Annotated in this window: 20 protein-coding genes and 1 tRNA gene; 14 read left to right on the forward strand and 7 right to left on the reverse strand. The window is 60.7% G+C overall.

Annotation, left to right across the window (positions count from 1 at the left end):
• The first annotated feature begins 1 nt into the window (after position 1).
• From OR601_RS06395 to OR601_RS06450, 12 genes are all read left to right on the forward strand, one after another.
• Positions 2–631 carry a phage tail tube protein gene (locus OR601_RS06395; protein WP_265591409.1) on the forward strand — a complete coding sequence of 210 codons (630 nt, stop codon included), beginning with the start codon at positions 2–4 and terminating at the stop codon, positions 629–631.
• Positions 632–652: 21 nt separating this feature from the next.
• The gene (locus tag OR601_RS06400) at positions 653–922 is read left to right on the forward strand and encodes a hypothetical protein (protein ID WP_265591410.1); all 270 of its coding nucleotides are present in this window, start codon (positions 653–655) and stop codon (positions 920–922) included.
• A 164-nt stretch (positions 923–1,086) separates the two neighbouring features.
• On the forward strand, positions 1,087–1,326 hold the full coding sequence (locus tag OR601_RS06405) for a hypothetical protein (RefSeq protein WP_265591411.1): 240 nt from the start codon (positions 1,087–1,089) through the stop codon (positions 1,324–1,326).
• A gap of 13 nt (positions 1,327–1,339) precedes the next feature.
• Positions 1,340–1,927: a hypothetical protein gene (locus OR601_RS06410; protein ID WP_265591412.1), complete on the forward strand. Its 588-nt coding sequence runs from the start codon at positions 1,340–1,342 to the stop codon at positions 1,925–1,927.
• A gap of 155 nt (positions 1,928–2,082) precedes the next feature.
• Positions 2,083–2,631 (forward strand): HNH endonuclease, encoded by a 549-nt coding sequence (locus OR601_RS06415; RefSeq protein WP_265591413.1) that lies wholly within the window; start codon positions 2,083–2,085, stop codon positions 2,629–2,631.
• Positions 2,632–2,731: 100 nt separating this feature from the next.
• On the forward strand, positions 2,732–5,521 hold the full coding sequence (locus OR601_RS06420) for a hypothetical protein (RefSeq protein WP_265591414.1): 2,790 nt from the start codon (positions 2,732–2,734) through the stop codon (positions 5,519–5,521).
• Positions 5,522–6,370 carry a hypothetical protein gene (locus tag OR601_RS06425; protein ID WP_265591415.1) on the forward strand — a complete coding sequence of 283 codons (849 nt, stop codon included), beginning with the start codon at positions 5,522–5,524 and terminating at the stop codon, positions 6,368–6,370. It abuts the gene before it with no gap.
• Positions 6,370–6,870 (forward strand): phage baseplate protein, encoded by a 501-nt coding sequence (locus OR601_RS06430; protein ID WP_265591416.1) that lies wholly within the window; start codon positions 6,370–6,372, stop codon positions 6,868–6,870. Before OR601_RS06425 ends, OR601_RS06430 begins: the two co-directional genes overlap by 1 nt.
• Before the next feature lie 13 nt (positions 6,871–6,883).
• Complete coding sequence (locus OR601_RS06435) at positions 6,884–9,928, forward strand: phage tail protein (protein ID WP_265591417.1); 3,045 nt, start codon at positions 6,884–6,886, stop codon at positions 9,926–9,928.
• Positions 9,929–9,969: 41 nt separating this feature from the next.
• Entirely contained in the window at positions 9,970–10,545 is a 576-nt protein-coding gene (locus OR601_RS06440; protein ID WP_265591418.1) for a carbohydrate-binding protein, read from the forward strand.
• Positions 10,546–10,585: 40 nt separating this feature from the next.
• Positions 10,586–11,011, forward strand: a complete 426-nt coding sequence (locus OR601_RS06445) for a phage holin family protein (protein WP_265591419.1) — start codon at positions 10,586–10,588, stop codon at positions 11,009–11,011.
• Entirely contained in the window at positions 11,004–11,912 is a 909-nt protein-coding gene (locus OR601_RS06450; RefSeq protein ID WP_265591420.1) for an N-acetylmuramoyl-L-alanine amidase, read from the forward strand. Before OR601_RS06445 ends, OR601_RS06450 begins: the two co-directional genes overlap by 8 nt.
• 271 nt (positions 11,913–12,183) lie before the next feature.
• Here OR601_RS06450 and OR601_RS06455 read toward each other — a convergent pair.
• The 5 genes from OR601_RS06455 to tgt form a co-directional block, all read right to left on the reverse strand.
• Positions 12,184–12,269 (reverse strand) — tRNA-Leu (locus tag OR601_RS06455).
• Positions 12,270–12,328: 59 nt separating this feature from the next.
• Complete coding sequence (locus tag OR601_RS06460; protein ID WP_136013025.1) at positions 12,329–13,036, reverse strand: MBL fold metallo-hydrolase; 708 nt, start codon at positions 13,034–13,036, stop codon at positions 12,329–12,331.
• Between the two features lie 2 nt (positions 13,037–13,038).
• On the reverse strand, positions 13,039–15,390 hold the full coding sequence (locus OR601_RS06465) for a RelA/SpoT family protein (protein WP_265591421.1): 2,352 nt from the start codon (positions 15,388–15,390) through the stop codon (positions 13,039–13,041).
• 135 nt (positions 15,391–15,525) lie between these two features.
• The gene (gene recJ / locus OR601_RS06470) at positions 15,526–18,855 is read right to left on the reverse strand and encodes a single-stranded-DNA-specific exonuclease RecJ (protein WP_265591422.1); all 3,330 of its coding nucleotides are present in this window, start codon (positions 18,853–18,855) and stop codon (positions 15,526–15,528) included.
• 193 nt (positions 18,856–19,048) lie between these two features.
• The gene (tgt, locus tag OR601_RS06475) at positions 19,049–20,188 is read right to left on the reverse strand and encodes a tRNA guanosine(34) transglycosylase Tgt (RefSeq protein WP_265591423.1); all 1,140 of its coding nucleotides are present in this window, start codon (positions 20,186–20,188) and stop codon (positions 19,049–19,051) included.
• Between the two features lie 103 nt (positions 20,189–20,291).
• Between tgt and OR601_RS06480 the strand changes: the two genes are divergently transcribed.
• Positions 20,292–21,779 (forward strand): coiled-coil domain-containing protein, encoded by a 1,488-nt coding sequence (locus tag OR601_RS06480; RefSeq protein ID WP_265591424.1) that lies wholly within the window; start codon positions 20,292–20,294, stop codon positions 21,777–21,779.
• Between the two features lie 133 nt (positions 21,780–21,912).
• Entirely contained in the window at positions 21,913–23,073 is a 1,161-nt protein-coding gene (queA, locus tag OR601_RS06485) for a tRNA preQ1(34) S-adenosylmethionine ribosyltransferase-isomerase QueA (protein ID WP_265591425.1), read from the forward strand.
• A 50-nt stretch (positions 23,074–23,123) separates the two neighbouring features.
• Here queA and OR601_RS06490 read toward each other — a convergent pair whose 3' ends face one another.
• Together OR601_RS06490 and OR601_RS06495 are read right to left on the reverse strand one after the other, a co-directional pair.
• Positions 23,124–23,825, reverse strand: a complete 702-nt coding sequence (locus OR601_RS06490; RefSeq protein WP_323373070.1) for an epoxyqueuosine reductase QueH — start codon at positions 23,823–23,825, stop codon at positions 23,124–23,126.
• A complete protein-coding gene (locus OR601_RS06495) occupies positions 23,822–24,460 on the reverse strand; it encodes a DUF3267 domain-containing protein (protein ID WP_265591426.1) in 639 nt (212 codons plus the stop codon). The genes OR601_RS06490 and OR601_RS06495 overlap by 4 nt, the downstream gene beginning before the upstream one ends.
• Between the last annotated feature and the right edge of the window lie 76 nt (positions 24,461–24,536).

The raw sequence follows: 24,536 nt of genomic DNA on the forward strand, positions 1-24,536 counted from the left end.
CATGGCTGAAAACGACTCCGAGGTAACCCAGACCGACAGCCAGACCGAGTCTGCCGTCACCCCCGCCGCATCCAACGATTCCCGCTACGTATCCACCACTCGCGGCGTCCAGGGCGGCTATCTCTTCGTAGCCCCGGTTGGCACCACCCTTCCCACCGACTACTCTTCCACTTTGGCAGCAGAGTTCGTCAACGCTGGCTATATCGGCGAGGACGGCTTCACCGAGGGCACCGACTCTGACAGCTCCGACTTCAAGGACATCAACGGAGACATCGTCGACTCCAGCTCGGCAGGCACCTCTGAGACCTTGGTACTGAAACTCTTGAACATGGATGCCCCTGCCCTCAAGGTGCAGTACGGCTCTGCCAACGTCACCAGCGATGCCACCAAGGGCTTGGAAGTAAAGCATCGCTGGTCCAAGGCCAACGATACCTGGTCCTGCGTGCTGGAGCTGGTGCTCAAAGACGGGCGCCGCTGGCGCAAGGTGATCCCCTCCGGCAAGGTCACCGAACTCGGCGAGTTCACCGGCTCTTCCTCGGAGCTGGCAGGCCGAGAAGTGACCCTCACCTACATCACCGACTCCGACGGCGTCGGTTGCTTCGACTACATCGCTCCTGTCGCTTCCAACTAAGACTTTCGAGAGGATCAGCCCATGAGCTCTAAACGTGACCAGAAAGCCACCTTTGCCTACGAAGGCCTGGAGATCACCTACAACCCTGCTTGCATCACTGACTGGGCTTGGCAGCACACCATGGCCAAAGGCCCCCTGGAGCAAATGAACGCCTTCGACGAGCTGTTCTGCGGCAAATCCGACGAGGTGGCCGCAGCCCTCGACGAAGCTGGCCTTGCTTCTGAGGGCACCATGAGCGCCATGGACAACCTCATCCAAGCGCTGCTGAAAAAGGTGGGTCCAAAAAACTAGCGCTTCTGGCCTGGGCCTGGGAAAACCATCGCGACGAGCTGATAGCCGACTTCCAAGAGACCTACCAGCTCAATGCCTACGACTTCGACCTCGACGGTGGGGGATGTCAGATCGATAGGGCCGCAGCCCTTCTCGCTCAACTCCCCTCATCGTCGAGGCTTGCTTTGATCCAGGAACCCGACGGCGCCTGGGACGAGCGAGCACGGCTCCTCTGGCAGATCGAGTACGACCTGCGCTGCATCAGCTGGAGCCTGGGGAGGGGCAAAGGCAAAAAGCCGAAGCCTCTCAAGACCCCTGGCGAGGCCAAGCGTCAAGACGAGCATTTGAAAGCCTCCCTGGCTTCCAAGGCCAAGGTAGACGAGATATTGGCATCGGTCATCCCAGACCTTGCCAAGAGTTCATAAAGGAGGTGAGAAGATGGCTGGATATGTAGGCACTGCCTATGTGCGTGTGGTTCCTGCCGCCAAGGGCTTCGTGAAGAGCCTTGCCGGAGAATCCTCCAAGGCAGGTACTGAGGGCGGCAAGGCCTTTGGAGGCGCTTTTGGCAGCTCTCTAGGCCCTCTCAACGGAGCCTTAGGAGCTGTCAAAGGAGCTGTCTCTGGCGTGGTGAAAGCCACCGTTGCCGGAGGGGCCGCAATGGCAGGCGCCTTTGGCGTAGCCGCCAAGAGTGCCCTAGATGCCTATGCCACCTACGAGCAGGTGAAGGGTGGCGTAGAAACCCTCTTCAAAGACGCGGCTCCGGCTGTGATCCAAAACGCCCAAGCGGCTTACAAGAGTGCTGGCATGAGCGCCAATGCGTACATGACCACGGTGACGGGCTTCTCGGCATCGCTGCTCAAAAGCCTGGGAGGCGACACTGCCAAGGCCGCAGGCTATGCCGATCGCGCCGTGCGCGACATGAGCGACAACGCCAACAAGATGGGCACCAATATCGTCGATATTCAAAATGCTTATCAGGGCTTTGCCAAGCAAAACTATACGATAGATCTAATGTCTGCTGCCTAGGTGACTATGCAGTAAGCGTGGGTGAACCTTACCAGGGGTGTGGGCTGAGAAGGCCTGCTAACGGTGAAACTCTAAACGCCTAGAAGCGCATGACAACACCGTGCTAAGACAAAGCTATAAGCAACAGTACAATGGTTTTGTAAAGTGTAGAGACTATGGGTTCGTCACCCAGTACTCTGCCTATCGGTACGGCAGAGGAAGTGCCCACCAACTTCTTGAAGGAATCAATGGAGCAGTGGAAACCTATCAGCGACCTTCCTGGTTATTCCATTAGCAACGAAGGAAGAGTTCGCAGAGATACAGACGGTCATATTATGAAGCTTGGAACCAATAACGGTTATCAGCGCATTGTTGTTGCCAAGCATGTCCACCGCCTTGTGGCAGAGGCATTTTTGCCCGAGCCGGAAGATGGCACAAAGCGATGGGTCGACCATATTGATGGCAATAGGTCGAACAACAATGTCGAAAATCTTCGTTGGGTTACACCAAGTGAGAATTGCCTGGCTTATGGATACAAAAACCGTATCCAGAATAAAAAGAGACCAGTTCAGGCCACGAACACATTGACCAATGAGGTCTTGGTATTTGAGTCCAGGCAAGCGGCCGCAGAGTACTTCCATTGCCATGATTCGCAAATATCCTACGGCTACGTCTACAAAAAAGGACGCAAGCGAAACTGGATTTTCGAGAAGCTGAAGAGATAGTCCAATCCCGCTGTTGTAAGCAGCGTTAAAGTATTGGGAAACCAAGGGTATTTAATGGTTAGATAACTTAAAGCTTGGCTATGGCGGCACCCAGTCCGAGATGCAGAAGCTCATCGCCGATGCATCCAAGATGACTGACGTGCAAAAAGCACTCGGCGTCACTGTGGATTCCAGCTCTCTGAGCTTCGACAACATCGTGAACGCCATCTCTGTGGTGCAAACCTCCCTAGGCATCACCGGTACCACATCTCAAGAGGCCGCTGACACCATCGAAGGCTCCGTGAACTCGATGAAGGCTGCCTGGGAAAACCTGCTCACCTCCGTCGCCGCAGAAGACTGGGACGTCTTCAACGTGGGAGCGCTGCAGGGCACTGCAGCCCAGTTCATGGGCACCGTGGAAAACGTCTGTCGAAACGTCGCCAAACGGGCGGCCATCATTGTGCCCACCATGGTGTCGGTGCTGGCTGAGGCCTGGCCAGACCTCTTCCTCGCAGTGCAAACCGGCATCGCCGACGGCCTGCCAGAAGCCATGAGACAGCCTTTCTTGGACGCCACCAACGGTCTTTTCGACTTTGTGGCGGGCCTCTTCGACGGCTTTGGCTCTGCCTTCGATCTCTCTAGCCTCACAGGAGCCTTCACGGGTCTAAAAGACGCCTTCTTTGGAGCCTTTGGCGCCGATGCTACCAGTGCAGGCACCAACTTCGGCACTGCCTTGGGCTCCATCGCCCAGGCAGCCACCAACCTGCTTGTCGCAGCCACTCCTTTGGCTGCCATGGCAGGAGCGCTGGCTTCTGTGGCCCTGCCCTTGCTTGCCAACGCCCTAGGCTTTCTGGCCGAGCACATGGACGTCATCGTTCCTGCAGTGGGGCTTCTTGTGGCAGGCTTCATCCTCTTCAAGGCCGTCATGGCGGGCATGGCCATTGTCCAGACGGTCTCTGGATTTTTCGCAGGTCTCGGTGGAGCCGTCACGGCGTCTGCCGCCCCCATGGCCGCCTCGGTGCCCCAGATCCTTGCCATGGCCGCAGCCTGCGTGGCCCTAGGAGCCGGAGTCCTCATGGCCTCCGCTGGCCTTGCCCTGCTGGTGCAGTCAGCCATCTCCATCGCCACTGCGGGCCCAGGAGCAGCTTTGGCTCTCGTAGGCCTTGTGGCGGCAGTGGCAGCCTTAGCGGCAGGGGCTGCCCTTCTCGGCCCCGCCTTGACGGCAGGAGCTGTGGGTATTGCAGCTTTTGGCTTGGCAGTGCTTGCAGTGGGCGCCGGGATGCTTCTGGCAGGAGTAGGCATCACTTTGCTGGCAACCCAGTTGCCGGTGATCGCTGCCTCGGGCATTCAGGCCTCTGTAGCCCTAATTGTGCTGGCGGCAGGGGTGGCAGTGATTGGCGCCGCATCTCTCATTGGTGCTGTGGGCATCGCCGCCCTAGGGGTGGCTGTGGCTGCCGCTGCCATTGGCTTGGCGGCTGCTGCTATCGCCACCGCCGCCTTGGCGGCAGCCGTGGTGATTCTGGGAGCGGGAGCGCTTCTGGCAGGAGTAGGCATCACTTTGCTGGCAACCCAGTTGACGGTGATCGCTGCCTCGGGCATTCAGGCCTCTGTAGCCCTAATTGTGCTGGCGGCAGGGGTGGCAGTGATGGGCGCCGCATCTCTCATTGGTGCTGTGGGCATCGCCGCCCTAGGGGTGGCTGTGGCTGCCGCTGCCATTGGCTTGGCGGCTGCTGCTATCGCCACCGCCGCCTTGGCGGCAGCCGTGGTGATTCTGGGAGCGGGAGCGCTTCTGGCAGGGATGGGCATGAGCGTGCTTGCTGCAGCTCTGCCTGTGGTGGCAGCCTCTGGAGTGTCTGGGGCCGCTGCCCTGGTGGCTCTGTCGGCGGGGCTTCTAGCCCTGTCGGCAGGGGCATTGGCAGCAGGCGCCGGAATTCTTGTCATGACTGCGGGCCTTGTGGCCCTTACCGTAGGCCTTGCCGCCTGTGCGGTGGCCTCAGCCGCCCTGGCTCTTGCCATGACGGCTATGGGGGCTGCAGTGATCTTGAGTTCTGTGGGCCTTCTGATGATGGCCCCGTCGGTGCTCATGATTGCCACAGCCATGCCTTTGCTGGCAGCCTCTTCGCTGGCGGCAGCCCCGGCCATCGCCGCTCTAGGTGTGGCGGCTGCAGCGGCTGGAGCAGCCCTTCTTCTAGCCGCTCCTGGCTTTGCGGCCTTTGCTGGGGCTGCAGGGCCTGCAGCAGACTCGGTGGTGAAGCTGGCCTCTGCTTCCAAGCAGATCGCTTCCTCCAGCTCGGCGGGAGCCTCTGGCCTCAACCGCATGGGCTCTGCAGCAAAGGCTGTCTCTAGCGCCTTAGGGCTGGTATCCACGGCTGGCATGGCTATGGCCACCTCTATGGGCTCCGCCACCTCCAACGTGAGTGCCAACTGCGAGCGTATGGGTTCCAGCTTTGCGGCCCTGGTGACAAAAGCTCAGCTGGCTGCCCTGCAAATCCAAGCAGCCTTCTCTTCCATGAGGCTCCATATCCCGAGCCCCACCTTAGGGCCGCTACCCCACTTCTCCATGAGCGGCAGGTTCGACCCTGCCACAGGAGCGGTGCCTGCCATCGATGTGTCCTGGTACGCTTCCGGCGCCGTCTTTGCCTCGCCCTCCATCGTGGGCGTAGGCGACGCCTCCACCCCTGAGATCGTCACTCCCGAGGCGCTCATGCGCTCGGTGGTAGACGACGCCCTTCAAGACAACTCCAGCGGCGATGTGACCGCCAGGATCATCTCCGCCTTTGTGGCCGCCCTAGAGCAGGCCCACATCACCGCCGATGCCTACATCGACGGCCAGTTGGCATCAGAGCAGCTGGCGCCCTACATGGACCGCCAGCTGGGACGGCGCCAGCGCCTGGTGGAAAGGGGGCTATAAATGGCCTATCGCCAAGACCGCAGAAACTGCCACATCTTGATAGGCACCAAAGACACCCAAGAGCTCGGACTCAAGCTGCTCTGGGAGATCGAGTGCGATCCCCCAGAGCCCAAGCTTTCCTTAATCGAGGTGCCTGGAGGAGATGGCTATATCGACGCCACCTCTGTGGATGGGGATGTGCGCTATGGCCCTCGCCAACTGAAGTTCCAAGTGCTTGCAAAGAGCCCCGAAGCCTATGAGGGGGCAGTGGCCTACCTCCATGGGCGCACTTATCCCTTCCAGCTCTCCTGGGACGTAGGCTACACCTACGAGGACGGCCGCTTTGTCATCTCCGGCTATGACTGGCACACAGGCACGTTCGACCTGGATGTCACCTGCCAACCCTGGAGATATGGCGGCAAGCGCACCTGGAGGGTCAACGGAGCCGGTGGCGTCACGCTCAACCTCCCTTCGGGGCGCAGGCCTACCTGTCCCGTGATCGAGGTTGATGCCCCTACTCTGGTGGGCTATGAGGGCAACTCCTGGACCATCTTCCCTGGAGCCAACAAGATCACCGACCTCTGGCTCAAAGACGGCAACAACGCCCTCTACATAAACACTCGCCCTAGCTACGACGTGTCGACTCTGTCTATCTGGGAGACAGCCCAGCTCTCTTCTATTGCCACCAAGCTTCTAAGCGACCTCTGCCAAGCCGACGGGCCTCTCCAAGAAACCTTGGTTTTGTCGAAAATCGAGCTTTACACACTTAACCGATTGGCTTCCATGCGACTTATTGAGCTGAGCCATCCACCCGACCCAGACGCCCCTCAAGACACCGTCTACATCCAATTCGAAAGGTGGGACCTCTGATGTCTACTACCACCGCCCTAGGACTCGAGAAGCCTGACTTGAACGACACCGTAAGCAAGCTGGTGCAGATCGTAGGGTCCTATGCCGACTTCATCAACAAGCTCTACCCGGTGGGCTCCATCTGGATGTGCGCTCAGGCCACAGACCCCAACACCATCTTCACCGGCACCACCTGGATCAAGGTGGAGGGGCGCTTCCTGTTGGGCTCCAGCTCCCGATTTGGGGCCCAGACCACCGGCGGCGAGGAGAACCACAAGCTCAGCGTGGCCGAGATGCCCACCCACAGCCACGAGGTGCGTTGGGCCAACAACAACGACTGGGTAGGCGCCTGGAAGTCCAACGCAAGCTTCGGACAGCTCTGGGACGTGGCATCCACCTACTCCCAGGGCGACAGCTCTACCCGTAAGGATTGGGTCAAGGTCACCAACTCAGGCTCTGGCAGCGCCCACAACAACATGCCGCCCTACTTCGTGGTGAACATCTGGCGCCGCACTTCCTAAAAGGGGGCATGGGATGTATCGCATTCTCTACGATGACGAGGTGGTCCACGACCCTCGGGACCACTTGGCGCGAGCCACCTCCTGGGAGTTGGATATGGAGTCCAATGCAAGCTCCACCCTGAAGTTCACCCTGGCGCCAGGCCATCCCTTGAAGGGAGACCTGGCGCTTTTGTCGGCAGACCACGAAGTGGTGGTCGAAGACGACGGAGAGGAGCTTTTTCGAGGGCGCCTCCTAGACAACGGCGAAGATATGGAGCGATCTGGCAGCTATACCTGCGAGGGCCAGATGGCCTACTTCAACGACTCGGTGCTGCGCCCCTATGGCACCTATCCAGACACCCCCAAAGAGGGCGAGAAGCCCGCCTGGACCACCATCGCCCCTGCCAACCGCCATGACTATGCCGAATGGCTCATCGACCAACACAACCGACAGGTAGACCCCTCAAAACGTTTTCGCGTGGTGGTAAACCAGCTGTCCTCCGACGACAGCTGCACCCGATCCTCCACCTCCTATCCCAAGATCGGGGCGGAGCTCAAGGAGAAGGTCTTGAGCGCCTGGGGCGTCTGGCTAGTGGTCTACTTCAAAGAGGGCGAGCGCCGAGTGGAGTTTCGCACCGAGTGCGACCGAAGCGGACAGCGCATCGAGTTTGGCAAGAACCTTCTGGACTTTGCCCGAGAGATCGACGGAGCCGATGTGGTCACCGCCATCATCGCCAAGGCAAACCCGCCCTCAAAAGAGGGCGAAGACAGGCAGGAGTCCTTTGGCCTTGAGGCCGCAGCCCCTGGCGAGCAGCCCAACGGCATGACCATCGCAGGAGACAGGATCTACTCCAACGAGCTAGTGACCCTCCATGGCTACATCGAGGAGCAAAGAAACTACGAGGTCGAGACGGTCCAAGCTCTCATCGACGCTGCCTCCAAGGATCTCATCGAGACTTCTCCTGCCATCGAGACCATCGACGTTGACGCCTTCGACCTTTCCCTTATCGGCGCCTCCGACGAGAGACTGGCGCTCAACACGTTGGTACGCGTGACCTCCAAACCCCACCATGTGGACCAATGGATGCAGGTAGTCCAGCGCCATATCGAGGCGGACCCCGCCAAAGCCTCCTATACCTTAGGCTCCACCCATCCCACCCTGACCGATCACTCCCGCATCCTCACCCGGGCAATCCAAGCGGACCTTGATGCAGTGGTCCAGCGAGTGGAACCCATTGACGAGGCATCCAAGCAGGCGGCCTCTGACGCCGCTGCCGCCATGGAAGCGGCCGCCTCAGCGGTCACTGCCAGCTACCCGGAGTATTGGGCCTCAGACTCTCAGACCCCTCCCCCGGAAGATGCCGAGTGGGTGCGCGTGCCTCCTGAGTGGATGGAAGGCCAAATCTACTGGACCCGCCAGGTGACCACCTACGGCGACGGCCACAGCGTCGTCGGAGACCCGGTGCGCGTCACCGGAAATCAAGGGCCAGAAGGACCCACAGGCCCTGAAGGGCCTGAAGGACCGGCTGGCGAAGGCGGCCCTGGCAACCTGGTGGGAAGCTCTTCTACCGATGCCGAAACTCAGGTGAAAGTGGTAGATATTGCCACCGCAGACACCCTAGAGGAGCTTATGACTGGCCAGGAACTGACCCTCTTCATGCTCAAGGGAAACCTGGCTCATTCTCCCTCCTTGGATGTTGCCGGTCTTGGACCCAAGCCTATTTCTGTGGCAGGCTCGAGTTCCCCCGACAGCTCCTCTGTCACCTGGCCACCTATGTCCAACTGCACCTTCACCTATGACGGAGAATCTTGGGTCCTCACCGCCAGCGACGCCTGGCTCAAAGACGTCCAAGATGCACAGGACGCAGCCAATGCCGCCAACACCACTGCATCCAACGCCCAGCAAGCCGCTACTGATGCCGCCAAAGTGGCCACCAACTACCTGGATTACTCGCCAGAGGCAGGCCTTATCATGGCCAACCAGACAGGCAGTGCTGTAGGCAACAACGTGCAGATCAAGTCCGACTCCGTAAACATCCGCAGCGGCTCTATCACTAACGCCAGCTTCACCGGCAACGGAATCGAGCTAGGCGTCAACTCGACCGACAGCATCATCAGCATGTGCGGCGGCATGTCCAAGATCTGGTCGAACCTCGACCTCTCCTCCCCTGTGCTTCCTCATATGGCACGCACTATCTACAGTGCGGCTCAGCCCATGAGCACCTGCCAATCGGTGGTCGACCTAGTATGTCTCGACGAAGAAGGCCATACCTCAGGGGTGGGCATTGAGGCGGTGAGGAATCCCAACTCGCTCACAGGTACCCTCGATACCGTGTCCCTTATGCTTGGAGGCGATTCTGGCTGGCAATTTGGCAGCGACGGGTCCCTCTGGGTCCGCGCGAGCAGCGGCACTTCAAACATCAACACGAAGCTAACCCATGCCCAGGTGAAATGGTGGCTGGAAAACATCGGCAACCTTAATGACCTCTACAACCTCTGGCGCGTGGCCAAATGCCCTGCCTCCAACAGCCTCAACGACATCAAGGACTCGCGCCTGTTCTGGTGGCAACCCTCCACCACAGGCATCCCGGTGTCTGGTACCTGGGGCGTAGGCATATCGCTATCCAACGCCACGGGAGCATCAGGAGGCACCTGGTGCATGCAGCTCGGCATCACCACAGGATCAGACCATGACGTTTGGTTGCGAAAGTCCATTAACAACGGCGCCTGGACATCCTGGGGCAAAGCGGGCGAGCCTTCTGACTCTGGCTGGAAGACCTTCAGCTCAGGTGGCTGGACAGGAGGCTATCGCAAGGTGGGCAAGTTCGTGCATCTGTCTGTACAGTCTGCCAACACCACCTCAAGTGGCTGGATCACTTGTCCGGTGACGCTTCCTGCAGGCTATCGCCCCTCGATGTTCAGCGGACGCGACAATGTCCAAGGCGCAGCCTACGGCAACGACGTGGTGGGCAACAACATCTGCCGCTGGTATGTGAGCACCAGCGGGCAGATCATGGTCGCCCATTACGGGGGAGCGAATACCTGGGTGGATTTCAGCACCGTCTACTACGCCGGATAAGATACATGCCCAAATCGCAGGAACCGAAGAAAGGAAGCAATATGCTCTCAGGACATCTTGTCGCTGGCGGCATGGTCCTTATCGATGGCACTGGGTTGCCCATCGTGGAGACCGAGCCTCCAGCGCCCATGGATGGATACACAGCACGCTATTCATGGCAAAGCGGCCCTGGCGCCATCACTCAGATCTGGGAAATGGCGCCCGAGACAGGCACAGTGACAGAGGCCATGGAGCGCCTCGCGAAGATGAACGCCATGAGCCTGCCCGATAACGAGGCCCTTGAGGTAGTTGCACTCTTTCCCAAGTGGCACTATGACACCGTCTACTCAGCAGGTACCAAGGTGCAATACGGAGGCAAGCTCTACAAGTGCCTCCAAGACCACACCTCCCAGAAAGATTGGACGCCAAATGCCGCCCCATCTCTTTGGGCCGAAGTGCTCCCAGGGCAGGATGGCAAAGTTGGTCAATGGCTCCAGCCTGACTCCACCAATGGTTACCGTATGGGCGACGTAGTGACTCACAACGGCAAGCGTTGGAAGTCCACCGCCGATAACAACGTATGGGAGCCGGGATCCACAGGAGCGCCCTGGCAAGAACTTGCCGCAAATACCAATTAGCCCAAAGGCCCCAGGGGCCTTTTTCATTAAGGAGGCTCCCATGGAGCTTACGCTTTTCATCCTAGTCTGCATCGCCATGGCCATGGACATCGCCACCGGCTATGCCCTGGCTTGCAAGGAGCACAACGTCAGCTCATCCAAGATGCGCGAAGGCCTTTGGCACAAGCTTGCCTGGATGGGCATTATCGGGGTTGCCTGGTTCGTCCAGCTGGCAGGAGAGGTGTTAAGCCAGATCGACCCTTCCCTTATGCAGCCAGCCACAGGCTTGGAAGTAATCGCCAGCATTGGCGTCACGGGTATCTGCGCCCTTTGCCTCTGGAACGAGCTGGTAAGCGTTGTCGAGAACCTTTGCGCCATCAACCCGGATATCAACGACAAGCTGGGGCGCGCTTTCAAGAACACCGAACGAGAGCAAGAAGCCAAAACCCTCATTGATCCCAATAAGGGAGGCGAGGCCCATGCCTAAGGCATCCCTCAACGGCGGCCATTCTCCCTATGCTCCTGGCGCCTCAGGCTACTTCGATGAGGTCACGGAAGATCGCAAGGTGCGCGCCGCCACAGACAAGTATCTGCGTCAAGCCGGTTGGTCTACCCATGATTCCTCTACCACAGAAACCAGTGCTCGCGCAGACATCAACACCATCGTCTCGAAGGCCAATGGTTCTGGGGCCGATTACTTCATCAGCTTTCACTTCAACTCCGGCGGTGGTAAAGGCGGAGTAGAGGTCTTTTACGCCGCCACTACAGGACGCTCTTGGCCAAAGGAAATGGGAGCGAAGATCACAGCTTCCCTCTCTAAGCTGCTTGGCATCCCCAACCGAGGAGTGAAGCCGGACACCCAATCTGCCGCCAAATCGTTAGGCGTGCTCCGTCACACCACCATGGCAGCCATCCTCATCGAAGTATGCTTCCTGGATGTCAAAAGCGACGCTGATGCCTACTGGCGCATAGGCCCTGATGCCATCGGTCGCTGCATCGCTGAGTGCGTCTCAGGCAAATCTCTGGGATCTGTCCAAGTCCCTACGAAGGGCTGGTACAAGGACTCCCACGGCTGGTGGTGGGAGAACGGCGACGGCAGCTACAAGAATAGCCAGTGGTTCAACCCCTCTCGGGGCGAATGGTATTGGCTGGGAGCTGACGGCTATGCCGCAACCGGATGGACGCTTATAGATGGCACCTGGTACTACTTCGCCAAAGCAGGAGAGCCTGGCTATCGAGAGTGTCAAATGGTCTCCGAAGCTTGGCGCAAAGACTCCAAAGGCGCCGACTACTGGCTCTCTGGAGACGGTTCCATGGCCACCAGCCGATGGGTAGACAAGGCTCGCTACTACGTAGGCCCCGATGGGGCCTGGGACTCATCCCGCTGACCTGGAGGTGATCCGGTCCGATCTGCAAGGCCTTATTTATAAGAATCGCCGATTTATATAAATAAGGAGCCCGCATCTCCACCCTTATTGATACTCGATAAAGCAAAGCCCCAGTCCTCTTCGGAGGGCTGGGGCTTTTTGCCATTATGTAGTTGTACTTTTTAGCTCATCCACAAACCTTTGTGTCCAAATGTGTACAAGAAGCCCTTTTTGCATAATCAAACAAGAAAACAGGCCACCGCCAAACCAGACGATGACCTGCATGTTTTCCTGGTGCCCGAGGTGAGATTCGAACTCACATGAGCGCGAGCTCAGAGGTTTTTGAGACCTCCGTGTCTGCCATTCCACCACTCGGGCGAGTCGCGAGTACTTATTCTAGCAAAAGCAGGCGCCTGCGCAACGCTCAGTGGGCTTCCCTATTGTAAGAAGGGGTTGGAGGCCAACTCCTCCTCCATAGTGGAAGCGTCGCCATGGCCGGGCAAAATGACGGTGTCGGCAGGCAGAAGGCCTTTGAGTCGCTCGAGCGTGGCAGCCAAGGTGTCGGCGTCGCCGCCGGGGAAGTCGGTGCGGCCGGCCGTGCCTTTGAAGAGCGTGTCGCCAGTGAAGGCGATACCGTCCCCCAACAGGACAATGCCGCCCTCGGTATGACCGGGAGCATCCACTACCACCAGCGTGACCTCGCCCACCGTAATGGTGTCCCCCTCATGAAGCACGCGGGAAGGCTCAGGCGCATCGTCATCGTAGGCCACGCCCAGGTTGCCCACGCCTCCGGCTTTCATGGCACGCTCGGCATCGGCAGCGCCAATGGCAAAAGGCACGTTGCCGCCCAAAGCGCCGATAAGAGCCTTCACTCCGCCCACATGGTCGCCATGGCCGTGAGTGGCGACCACCAGATCCACCGTGACGTCACTCAAGTGCTGGGCGATGGCCGCACCGGCAGCGCCGGGATCCACCACCAGCCCGTGGCCGTCGGAAATGAGTGCGTAGCAGTTGGTCTCGATGGGTCCCACGGTAAAGGCCCGGATCTCCACATGGGTGTCGGAAGGATCGGTGATTTCTGACTCTTGAGGTTGGTTGTTCTGGGCAGGGGTGTTGGCTGCAGTGGAGGCAGCAGTGTCTTCCATGGCTAGACTCTCCGTTTCATTTGGTTGGCGCCCTCGCCAGGCATGATGCGGCGGGCGTCATAGACGCTGGGCACGCGGCTTACTGCGGCCAGGAGAGGGTCGAGCAAGCTGGCGTCTGAGATATGTACCAAGAAACGCAGGCGGGCAAAACCGTCGGAAGAGACCTGAGTGGCAGCTGAAAGGATGTTGCCGCCCGCGTCGCCAATGGCGATGGTGACGTCTTTGAGAAGGCCAATGCGATCGGTGGCTTCTACCACGATCTCCACCTGGAACTGGGTGGCGCCTGAAGTGTCCCAAGCCACTTCGATGAGGCGCTCAGGATGTACCATGAGGCCCTTGACGTTGGGGCAGCTGGCGCGATGCACCGATACGCCGCGGCCGCGGGTGATGAATCCCACGATCTCGTCGCCAGCCACAGGGTTGCAGCAATGGGCCAGATGCACCAGCAGGTCCGGATCGTCTTTCACCACTACGCCGCAGCTGTTGCGCTGGCGTTTCGAGAGGTCGCGCTGGGCGCGCTGGGCTGCGTGTGTGGGGAGCATGGGGCGGTCTTCGGTGAAGACCTTTTGGCGTTCCCGAGCCTGCTGGGTGGCCTTCTCGGCAGCGGCGATTTGGGCCGGCGAGCCCTCTTCAAGAATCTGCTCCACCTTGTTGGCCACACTCTTGGGTGAGAGCTTGTTGGAACCGATGGCGGCGAAAAGCTCGTCTTGGCCAGGGAATTTAAGCTGTTCGCACACCTTGGCAATGGCGCGCACCGAACGGCGTGTGGAGATGCCGTATCCCTTTTTGCGCAGCTCCACAGCCAACATGGAGCGTCCCAGCTCGGCGTCGGCGCTCTTGTTGGCGCTGGAGAAGTACTTGCGGATCTTGGCGCGGGCCGAGGGGGTGCGCACGATGTTCACCCAGTCGGCGGAGGGCTTGGAGTTCTTGTTGGTGAGGATCTCCACGCGATCGCCCATCTCGAGGTGATAGGTGAGCGGGACCACCGAGCCATTGACCCTGGCGCCCACGCAGTGGTTCCCCACCTCGGTGTGGACGGCATAGGCGAAGTCCAGCGGCGTGGAATCGCGCCGCAGACTCATGACTTCGCCCTTGGGGGTGAAGATGAAGATCTCCTCGTCAAAGAGGTCCACGCGCAAATCCTGCAGGTAGCGGCTGGGATCGTCGATCTCGCCCTCCACCGCCCAGTCGAGGGAGCGGCGGATGTGGGAGATGGTGGAGTCGATGGATTGGTCGTCTTGGGCCATGACGCCGTTGGAGTTGCCGGCGCTCTTGTAGAGCCAGTGGGCGGCGATGCCGTATTCGGCCTGCTCATGCATCTCTTTGGTGCGAATTTGAATCTCAATGGGCCGGGCTTCGGGCCCCACTACCGTGGTATGCAGCGAGCGATAGAGATTGGGCTTAGGGGTGGCGATATAGTCTTTGAAACGGCCGGGCAGCGGGTGCCACAGGCTGTGAACCGCGCCCAAGACGCTGTAACAGTCCCCCACCGTCTCTGTGATGACGCGCAGGGCAATAAGGTCGTAGATGTCGGTGAAGTCTTTGCCCTTGCGCTGCATCTTTTGGTAGATGGACCAAAGGTGCTTGGCGCGGCCGCTGATTTGATAGCCCGAGAGACCGGCAGCTTTAAGCTCGTCATCCAGCACCTTGATGGCCTCATTGGTGGAGGCTACGCGCTGTTCGCGAGACTCCTGCACCATGCGGGCGATGCGCTGATACTCCTCAGGCTCCAAGTAGAAGAAGGAAAGGTCTTCGAGCTCCCATTTGATAGAGCTGATGCCCAGACGGTCTGCCAAGGGCGCATAGACATCCATGGTCTCGCGGGCTTTGAACTGGCGGCGATCAGGCTTTAAGGCCGCCAGCGTACGCATGTTGTGCAGGCGGTCTGCCAGCTTGATGATCACCACGCGGATGTCTTTGGACATGGCCAGAAACATCTTGCGCAGATTCAAAGCCTGCTTCTCGTCCATGGAGTTGACATCGATGTTGGTGAGTTTGGTCACACCGTCCACCAGATCTGCCACAGTCTCGCCAAAAAGCTCGATGAGCTGCTCCTTGGTAGCCGGAGTGTCTTCCACCGTATCGTGGAGCAGCGCGGCCGAGACCACATCCGCATCCATGCGCAGGTCGTGAGCGAGGATAAGCGCCACCTCTACCGGATGATTGATGTAGGGCTCGCCGCTGCGGCGCTTTTGCTCTGAGTGGAAGTCTGCTGCAAAGAGATAGGCCTTCTCCACCTGGTCCATGGCCTCAGGAGTCATGTAGGACTCGCAGGTGTTGCGCAGTTGCGGGTAGTTGTCAGCCCCTACCTTAGGCATGGGTCGTGCCTGCGTGGCAGCGCTTATCTCGGTCATGGCTCCCCTCCCTGAAATGAGTCTCCCTCAAGGGCCACCTTAAAGGAGACCGCAGAGGCAAGGCGCCGTGATGCGACGCCTGAAACGTTCACGCCCTTAAGAGTATCGCTAGTTACCGTAAGCTTTCAAACTCCCCTAAGGAAGGGGCACGTCTTCTGCGGGCGCGATGGGTCTGTCGACGGCGCATTCCAACTCAGAAGCCGTGGCTTCCAAAGCCCAAGAGGCGAACTCGCCAAACGCGTGCTGCTCCGCCACACCTTCGCTATAGCGTGCCGAGGAGAGCAGATCCATGCGGCCAGCGCTGTCCACCATGGTGATCACACGATCTTCTCCAAAGCCATCTACCGAGCAAAACCCCAGCTCGCTAAAGACAGCCACTCCCTGCTCGAGTGCCCCTGGCGTCAAGGTGGCAGAGCTGTCGATAGAACGCGCGAGTCCCAGTATCTGGGAAGCGTCAAAGGCCAGCCTGTGGCTTGTGGAGTCTTCTAAAGTGCGCAGGGCGCGATAGAGGGCCACCAGCACCTGGCGCGAAGGGGCTGCAGCGCCAAGGACCGCCTGGTTGGTAGCGATGTCGGCAGGGCCATAAAGCAAGCACACCTCTGCGGGCTGGCCATCGCGGCCCGCACGGCCGCTCATCTGGTTGAACTCCACGCGCCCATAGGGCAACGAGCACAGCATGACGGAGCGCACATCGGGCAGGTTGACGCCCTCGCCAAAGGCCGAGGTGGCCACGATGCAGGAAAGCCTGCCAGCCCGGAACGCCTGCTCTACTTCCAGGCGCTGAGTGCGGGTCATGCCGCCATGGTAGAAGGCGATGCGATGGCCCAACTCGGGCACCCGGCGACGCAATTCTCGGGCAAGCCGCACGGCAGCGTCGCGGGTGTTGGTATAGGCGATGGCTTTCTGCTGGGCAGAAAGATGGGAGGCCGCGCAGACTATCACATCATCGGGATTGCGCTCATCTACCAGATGGAGATTGTCACGGGAAGCCAGATCGGTAAAGACGGCATCAATGGAGGCCAGACGGCAGATCTCCTGAGCCACCGCGCTGGTGGCCGTAGCGGTGCAGGCCAGCACCTGAGGGTCGCCCAGCTCCTGAAGGACGCGGGGAAGCTCCTGATAAGCCTCGCGATTGCCGCCCTTGGACTGGCCGGCGTGATGGGCCTCGTCGATGACCACGAAGCCCACCGGCGCTTGAGCCAGTTGAGCGCTGTGGATCGCCAGAAACTCCGGCGTGGTAAGCAGAGTGTCCAGCTGCCCTGCAGCCCATTGGCCAAAGATCTCGTCGCGCTGCTCCTGAGGCGTCTCGCCACAGAGGACGCGCACCTTGAGGCCTAGGGCCCCAAAGCTCTCCTCTAGGTGAAAGGCTTGGTCATTTACCAAGGCACGCAGCGGATAGACAAAGATGCTGGATTTATGCTCCTTGAGGGCCAGGCGCGCGGCATGGAGCTGGAAGATAAGGGACTTGCCGCGGCCGGTGGCCATGATGGCCAGACATCTTTTGCCCTGGGCCAAGGCATCGAGCACCTGGGCCTGGCAGGGCAAAAGCTCATGATCGCCAATGAAGGCACCCTTGAGCTTAGCCGTGAGCCCCTCCAGAGGAAGGGAGCCCAACGAGGGCTCGGGCGAAAGGGCCAAAGCAGCCTCAGGCAGACGGGCGGCGAAGGCTGCGGTCTGCTCGGCAGCAGCGTCTTGGGCAGCCGGAGAGGCAAAGAGCTCTTCTATGAGCTGCTGGTCGCCGGGGTCTTGGGGCTGCTCGTCCCGGAAGAGGATGTCCCGCACCATAAGCTTGACTTTTGATTTTCCTTGCCACTGCTCGACCGTAGCCTCGAAGACCAGGTCCACCACGCCTTCCCAAGCAAGCACCCGCGCCACGTTGGGGGCCCGGAACATGATGGCGGGCAGAGAAGTGATGCCGTCGGTGGCATAGAAGTGCACGTGGTCGCCCTGGGCGCCCACGGGGCTTGCCCCTCGCAAAGTAAGGCCGCAGGCAGCAAAAAGCGGCTCGCGGTTGCCCTGGCCAAAGGGGCGCAAGAGATCCAGTGAAGCCACGGCACCCAGGCTAAGCTCGCTTAGGCGCACGGTGCAGGCAACCTCGTCCACCTGCAAGAACTCCGCAGGGTCCACCTGATCGAGCCACGCGGTGAGGCGCTCTTTGAACTGGGGAAGCTTGTCTGCCTCCAAGGTGACGCCCACCGCCTTGGGATGACCACCAAAGCGCAGCAATAGATCGGAGCAGGACTCCACAGCGTGGAACAGGTCCACTTGGCCCACAGAGCGGCCAGAGCCAGAGGCAATGCCGTCTTTGATGGTGAAAAGCAGCGTGGGTACCTTGTAGCGGTTGGCCACGCGACTGGCGACCACACCCTTGACGCCTTCATGCCACCCCTCGTGGGCCAGCACCAAGCAAGGCCCCTCCTCATATACCTCCTCTGCCTGGGCGAAGGCCTCGGCAGCCATGTCGCTTTCGATGGAGCGGCGGGAGGCGTTAATGGATTCCAGCTCGGAGGCGAGGGCCTCTGCCTCCACAGGATCAGAGGTGAGCAGCAGGTTGAAGGCCACGTCCTCTTGGCCCATGCGGCCGGCGGCGTTCAAGCGCGGCACCAAGGAAAAAGGCAGGTTATCTGCATTGATGCGTGCGATATCCGTGCGTGCCGTGCGGGCCAGGGCCACCAAACCCGGACGCAGGCCTTGGCGCATCTGGGCGATGCCCTCGGTCACCAGCGCGCGGTTTTCACGAGTGAGCTCCATCATATCGCTCACTGTGCCCAGACTGGCCAAATCTAGGTAATTGCGCCAGAGCTCGGGCTGGCCCACACGCCGGCCCACGGCTTGCACCAGCTTGAGCGCCACGCCTACGCCGGCCAGATCGCGAGAGTAGTTATGGGGATCTAGCTTGGGATCTGCCACCGGCACTCCCTGGGGCACCTGAGCCCCAGGCTCATGGTGGTCTGTGACCGCCACGTCGATACCCAGCGAGCGCACATAGTCCACCTCTGCCGCAGAGGAGATGCCGTTGTCTACGGTGACCACCAACGAGGGGTCGCACTGCTGGATCACCCGGGCCATGCCCTGCTCAGAAAGACCGTAGCCTTCCCCAAATCTGTGGGGGATGAAGGCATGCACCCTGGCCCCAAACTCGCGCAGCGCCAAACACAGAAGCGAAGCCGAGCTCATGCCGTCCACATCGAAGTCGCCAAAGACTGCGATGGACTCGCCAGCGACTATGGCCTGCTCCACCCGCTGGGCCACCGCTTCGAGCCCGGGGATCTCTGACGGATCATGCCAGTCTCTGGCAAGAGAGGGCGAGAGATAGGTCTCCACTTGCTCAGGATCAGTGATGCCTCTGGCCGCCAGCACCCGAGCCACCAAGCCCTCGAGCCCATAGGCGTCCTTGAGGAAGCGGGCAGCCTCCGGGTTTTGTGCGCGCACCTGCCAGCGATCGCTGGCGTATAAACCGGGCATAGCCCCTCCCCTCTTCTTGCAAGACACCTCTGGCAGCCACCGGGGCTGCGACCTTCTCGGCGTGCGGTGAGGGCGCCTCATGCCGCGCTGCCGAGAAACCCGTGGCCCCGATCCAGCAACCCTTAGGCTGCCGTGCTCTTGTTAGTATGGCACTCCGACGCACCCGCCGAGGGTGCCGGCGCCTTTGCGAAACCTAAAAGTCTCGGGCGTCGCCCAATCGGTCTAGGTAGGCTTCCTGAAACGCCTTGTAAGAGTGGTCGATGATGGCACACCGGGCTCGGCGCATGAGATCCAGCAGGTACCAGAGGTTGTGAATGGACAGCAAGATGCCGCCCAGCATCTCTTTTTGCTTAATGAGATGATGGATGTAGCTGCGGGAGAAGCCCTGGGTGCAGGCGGGGCACCCGCAATCTGTGCCAATGGGGCGGCTGTCTTTGGTAAAGCGGGCGTTCTTGAGGTTCATGCGGCCCTCGTCGCTGAAGGCAGTGCCCAGGCGGGCGGTGCGAGTGGGCAGCACGCAGTCGAACATATCGACGCCAATGCCCACACCTTCCACCAGCGTGCGGGGGTTTCCCACTCCCATAAGGTAGCGGGGCTTGGTTCGAGGCATGTACTCCATGCAGAGGGGCGCCAGGCTCTCGAACATGGTCTGGTGGCTCTCGCCCACCGAGTAGCCGCCTATGCCATAGCCTTTAAAGTCGCCGATGGTCTCCAGGCGATAGAGGCTCTCCCGGCGAAGGGATAGGTCCATGCCGCCCTGCACGATGCCAAAGAGCGTTTGATCGGGACGCGTATGGGCCGCGAAGCACCGCTCGGCCCAAGCGCTGGAGAGGTCCACCGCACGCTCGAGGTAGGCACGGTCGCAGGGATAGGGCGGGCACACATCCAGCTGCATGCAGATGTCTGAGCCCAGAAGCTGGGCGATGCGCATGTTTTCCTCGGGAGTCCAGGTGACGTAGGAGCCGTCGTAGTCCACCACCCTAAAGGTGACGCCGTCGTCGGAGAGCTTCACGTGCTCGTTGTGGGAGAAGACCTGGAACCCACCGGAATCGGTCAAGATGGGCCGGTCCCAGCGCTCCCAGACATGAAGGCCGCCCATCCCGTCGATAAGCTCTGGGCCAGGCCGCTGGCTCAAGTGATAGGTGTTGGCCAGGATGACCTTGGCGCCGATCTCTCTGAGCGTGTCTGGCAGGATGCCCTTTACCGTAGCCTTGGTGCCCACTGGCATGAAGATGGGGGTGGGAATGTCGCCATGGGCAGTATGAAACACGCCCGCACGGGCCCCGGTTTGAGGGTCCTCCGCCTCGATATCAAAAGAAAACAGCTCGCTCATCTGCCTGCCTCCATGATGGTTGAACGCAGCCTGGCCCAGAAGGGCTCACTCAGACCGCTGGGCGGGTACCATAAAAGAGACCCGCACACTCTTGGGAGGTATCATGCCCACACCCAACGACGATAACGCGCTCGACCCTCGCGACGGCCACGCACCTTTTGACACCTCGACATCCCATGGTGCCAAATCTGGCGACGCGACGGCCCCAGATGCGCCATCTTCACAAGATACTGCAGAGGAGTCTATCGGCGCACAACCCGCCTCTGACTCCCAGGCAGACCTTAGCTCCCCTCCCGAGAAGGGCGAGCCTTCCCACCTAGAGTCTCAACCCGGCGAGGAGGGTTTCTCGGCAGCAGATGAGGTCGGGAGCCCAGAGGAGGACGAGGAGTCCAGCGCAGCCTCGAAGCTCAAGGCGGTGGCGGGCTCGGCGGTGGACGGCGCGCGCAAGGCAGCCGGCGCCCTGGGGCAAGAGACGGCCAGCGGGCTTTCGGCCTTTAAGGCTGTCAACCAGGCCAAACGCGCCCATGCGCAAGCGAGGGGGCGCCTGGAGGAACTAAAGAGTTCTATCGAGTCGCGCACCCAGGAAGTGGAGCATCGCCAAGATGTGGAGGCTCGCTACGACCAGATAATCAATGAGAACAGCGAGGTCATCGAGGAGTCGCTGGCCTCCATCGCCTCGCTGGAAGAGGAGCAGGAAGCAGCCCAAGAGCAAGAAGCCCAGCTGCAAGAGGCCCTCGATAAGCTCAAGGCAAAAAACGCCAAGGACCTGCGCCCCTATGAAAAGCTTGCACGCAATGCTAAGGCCTCTTCTGAGGATGCGGCCCGAGCCCTCTCCGGCGCCAAACGCGACCTCAAGGCTGCCCAGAACTCGTTGCGCGATCTTATCGGCAGGCGCGATAGCCGCGTGAGCGCGGCACACAAAGCGGTGGACAACTCCCGCCAGCGCCTCAACCGCCTGCAGGGGGATCTGAGCGACCTTCAGCACGACGACGAGGCCACGCCGCAGCAGCTGGCCGATCTCAGGGCAGAGATCACCGCAGAGATGGCCAGGCTCTCCAAAGCGCAGGAAGACGCTCAGGTGGCCCCCAATGAAAGCAGCGCCTCCATCAGCGCCGCGGAGCGTCAAGTAGATGAGGCCCAGCGCAGGCTGGAGGGCGCTCAGGAGGCGGCTGACTCGGCCAAGCGCGAAGCTAAAAAGCAAGCCCACACCCTCGAAGGCATGGAAGATGCGGCAAAGTCGGCCGAGCAGGCGGCAGAAGACGAGGTCATCGAGGTGCAAAAGCATCTCAAGACGCTCAAAGCCCAGTTGGCCCAGACCGCCAAGACCAAAGAGGAGGCCGAGCAAGCCATCGCAGAGGCCAACGACATCCACCATACGCCCGAGAAGACCCAAGAGCTCCTCGAGCAGCTGGCAGACGACAATGCGGCCGCCGTGCTCCAGCAAGCCCAGGTAGACTCGCTGGCAGCCGACGAGCACGAGCTTCGTCAGCGCACCCGCACCAGCCGCATCGCCTTCATCCTGGTGGTGGCCGCTGCCCTTATCGTGCTTTTGGTGCTCTTCCTGGTGTTCTTTGGCGGCAAAGGAGCTTAACGAGCCGCTGCGATGCCCAAGGCGCCTCGAAGCGCCGGGTCGCATGACCTTCTACCTGCGGCCTGGCGACGCCTCCCTGTGACCAGGCGCTTCATTTCTTTGGATTATCACTCCTATAATTGATTGGCCTGCTGTGAAAACCGACGATTTTGATTACGACCTTCCCGATACCCTCATCGCCCAGTCTCCCGCCGAGCCCCGCGACTCCTGCAGGCTTTTGGTGCTGGATCGCGCCACAGGCGAGGTGACCCATCGCATCTTCACCGACATCTGCGACTATCTGGAGCCCGGCGATCTTCTGGTGGCCAACAAAACCCGTGTGCTGCCTGCGCGCTTGGTGGGCCGCAAGCCCACGGGCGCGGTCTGCGAGACGTTGCTGCTCACCCGCCGCGAAGACATCGATCCTCTGGGCCATGTGTGGGAGTGCCTGGTGAATCCCGGCCGGCGCCTGAAGCCCGGCGCCACCATCGAGTACCGCGCCGGCGGCCTCCATGCCCCCACAGATGCTCCCGTGATTTTGCGCGGCACCGTCGAGAGCTTTGTGGATGATTCCAAGGGCGGCCGCTTGGTGCGCTTTGAGCCTTTGGGCGGCCGTACCCTGGATGGCGCCATGCACGAGGCAGGCCATGTGCCCCTGCCTCCCTACATCACCGATTACCAGGGCGACCCCGAGAAATACCAGACCGTCTATGCCATGCATGAGGAGCACAGCGCCGCAGCCCCCACTGCTGGCTTGCACTTCACGCCCGCCCTTATCGGCCGTCTGGCCTCCATGGGCGTGGCCATGGCCTTTGTGGAGCTGGAAGTGGGCATCGACACCTTCCGCCTGGTGGAGGAAGACGATCCCACCCAGCACGTGATGCACACCGAGCGCTACCATGTCCCCCAGGAAGTGGTGGACCTGATCCATGCCACCAAAGCCTCCGGCCATCGCGTCATTGCCGTGGGCACCACCTCGGTGCGCTCGCTGGAGAGCGCCTTCGATCCCGAGGCCCCGGTAAGCGACCCGCCCATGGTGGCCCGCTACTTTGAGGAGGCTCCTGACTCCGCCGCCGTCACCGGCTCAGGCGACTTGGTGGCCAAAGAGAACGCCACCACCAACCTCTATCTCATGCCCGGCTCCACCTTCCATGTGGTGGATGCCATGATCACCAACTTCCACGTGCCCCGCTCCACCCTCATGATGCTGGTGAGCGCCTTTGCCAGCCGCGACCAGATCATGGGCGCCTATCATCAAGCCATCGACCTGGGCTACCGCATGCTCTCCTTTGGCGACGCCATGCTCATCCAATAGCCGCCTGGTCCACTGCACGCCGCCCGCCTCGCCGCTGTCGAGGCGGGCGGTTACTTTTTTGGGGGCGGTTGCTTTTTTGCCCGGGCTGCCAGGCGCTCCAGCGTGGCCTCCACCTTGGAGAAGCGACAGCCGCAGTAATTCTGCCGATAGAGACCCAGCTCCTGCGCGCGCTCCTGTGCCCGCTGGAACCGAGGCCTAAAGTCTCGAACCACCGGCTCCAATCCGTGGGCATGAGCCACTGCCACCAGCGCCTCATCGCACACTTCATGAAGCTGATGGGGCGACACCGCCAAGGTGGTGGTGACATGGGCAAAGCCGGCTGCCTTAGCCGCCTTGCACGTCTCTGCCAGCCGAAGGCTATAACATGCCCTGCAACGCGCCTCCCGCTCGAACCCCTTGGGCGCCACCGCACGCTCCCAAGCGGCGCGATCCTGCTCGCATTCCACCACGTCTATGCCCTCTTGGGCTGCCCACCCCTTAAGCACTTGAAGCCTGTGATCGTGCTCGGCCACCGGCTGGATATTGGGATTGGCCCAAAAGAGCGTGGGGGCGAATCCCTCGCTTTTGAGCTGAACCACAGGCTCCAGCGCACAGGGTCCGCAGCACACATGCACCGCAATGGGCGTCACCTGGCCATTGCTGCCATCGCGCCCAAGGCCCCCGGCTTCTGAGGGCGTGGGTTTCTCGGCAGCAAGACTGGGAGCCTGCGGCTGTGCGACATCGACGGATGAGAGGGCAAAAGACGTGGTCACAGGGCATCGGCTCCGGACATGGTAGGCAAAGTGGGCCCGGATGTGGCAGGCTCGGAGGCCGGCTCCACAAGATCGATGCCATAGGCAGTGTCGCGCACGTAAGGCGCAGGCGTCTTGAGCAGGTAGCGTGCCATGGCAAAATCGCCCGTGCACCCTGCAAGATGCAGATAGGCGCAGATAAAGGCAGCCAGCGGATAGCCTAGCCAAATGCCTACCGCCATAAGAATCGCAGTGACGCACACCGCAGGCATCAGAAGGACCGCCATATAGCGCTGCCGAGAAAAGACCGCCCCCTCGCAGGAGGTATAGAGCATGCCCAAAGAGAGGTAGCCAAAGCGCAAGGTGGCGTCGCCTGCGCCCAACAGCTTGAAGGCCAGCCCGTGGAAGAGCTCGTGGACAGGGAGCGCCGCGAGGCTGATGAGGCCGATGGCAAGCGCGATGGCCGCCCAAGCCCAGGAAAGCGGAGCATGAGCCCATCCATGGGCGAGCCAGAGAATGGTGAGGGCGAGCCAGAGAATGGTGAGGGCGAGCCCGGCGCCGAGGATGAAGCCGGAATTGGCGACCATGGCCTCAAGGGTTGCAGCGTCGTCTACCAGGCGAAAGGAGTCCACAGTGATCATTGATTCATCTTTCATAGGACTCCTTCCTGGGGTCGAGGGCTGTGGCCTCGCAGGCGATCCTGCAGTTGGGCAGGTGCGGCCAAATAGCTGC

The sequence above is a fragment of the Leptogranulimonas caecicola genome, from assembly GCF_023168405.1.
Classification (GTDB): Bacteria; Actinomycetota; Coriobacteriia; order Coriobacteriales; family Atopobiaceae; genus Leptogranulimonas; species Leptogranulimonas caecicola.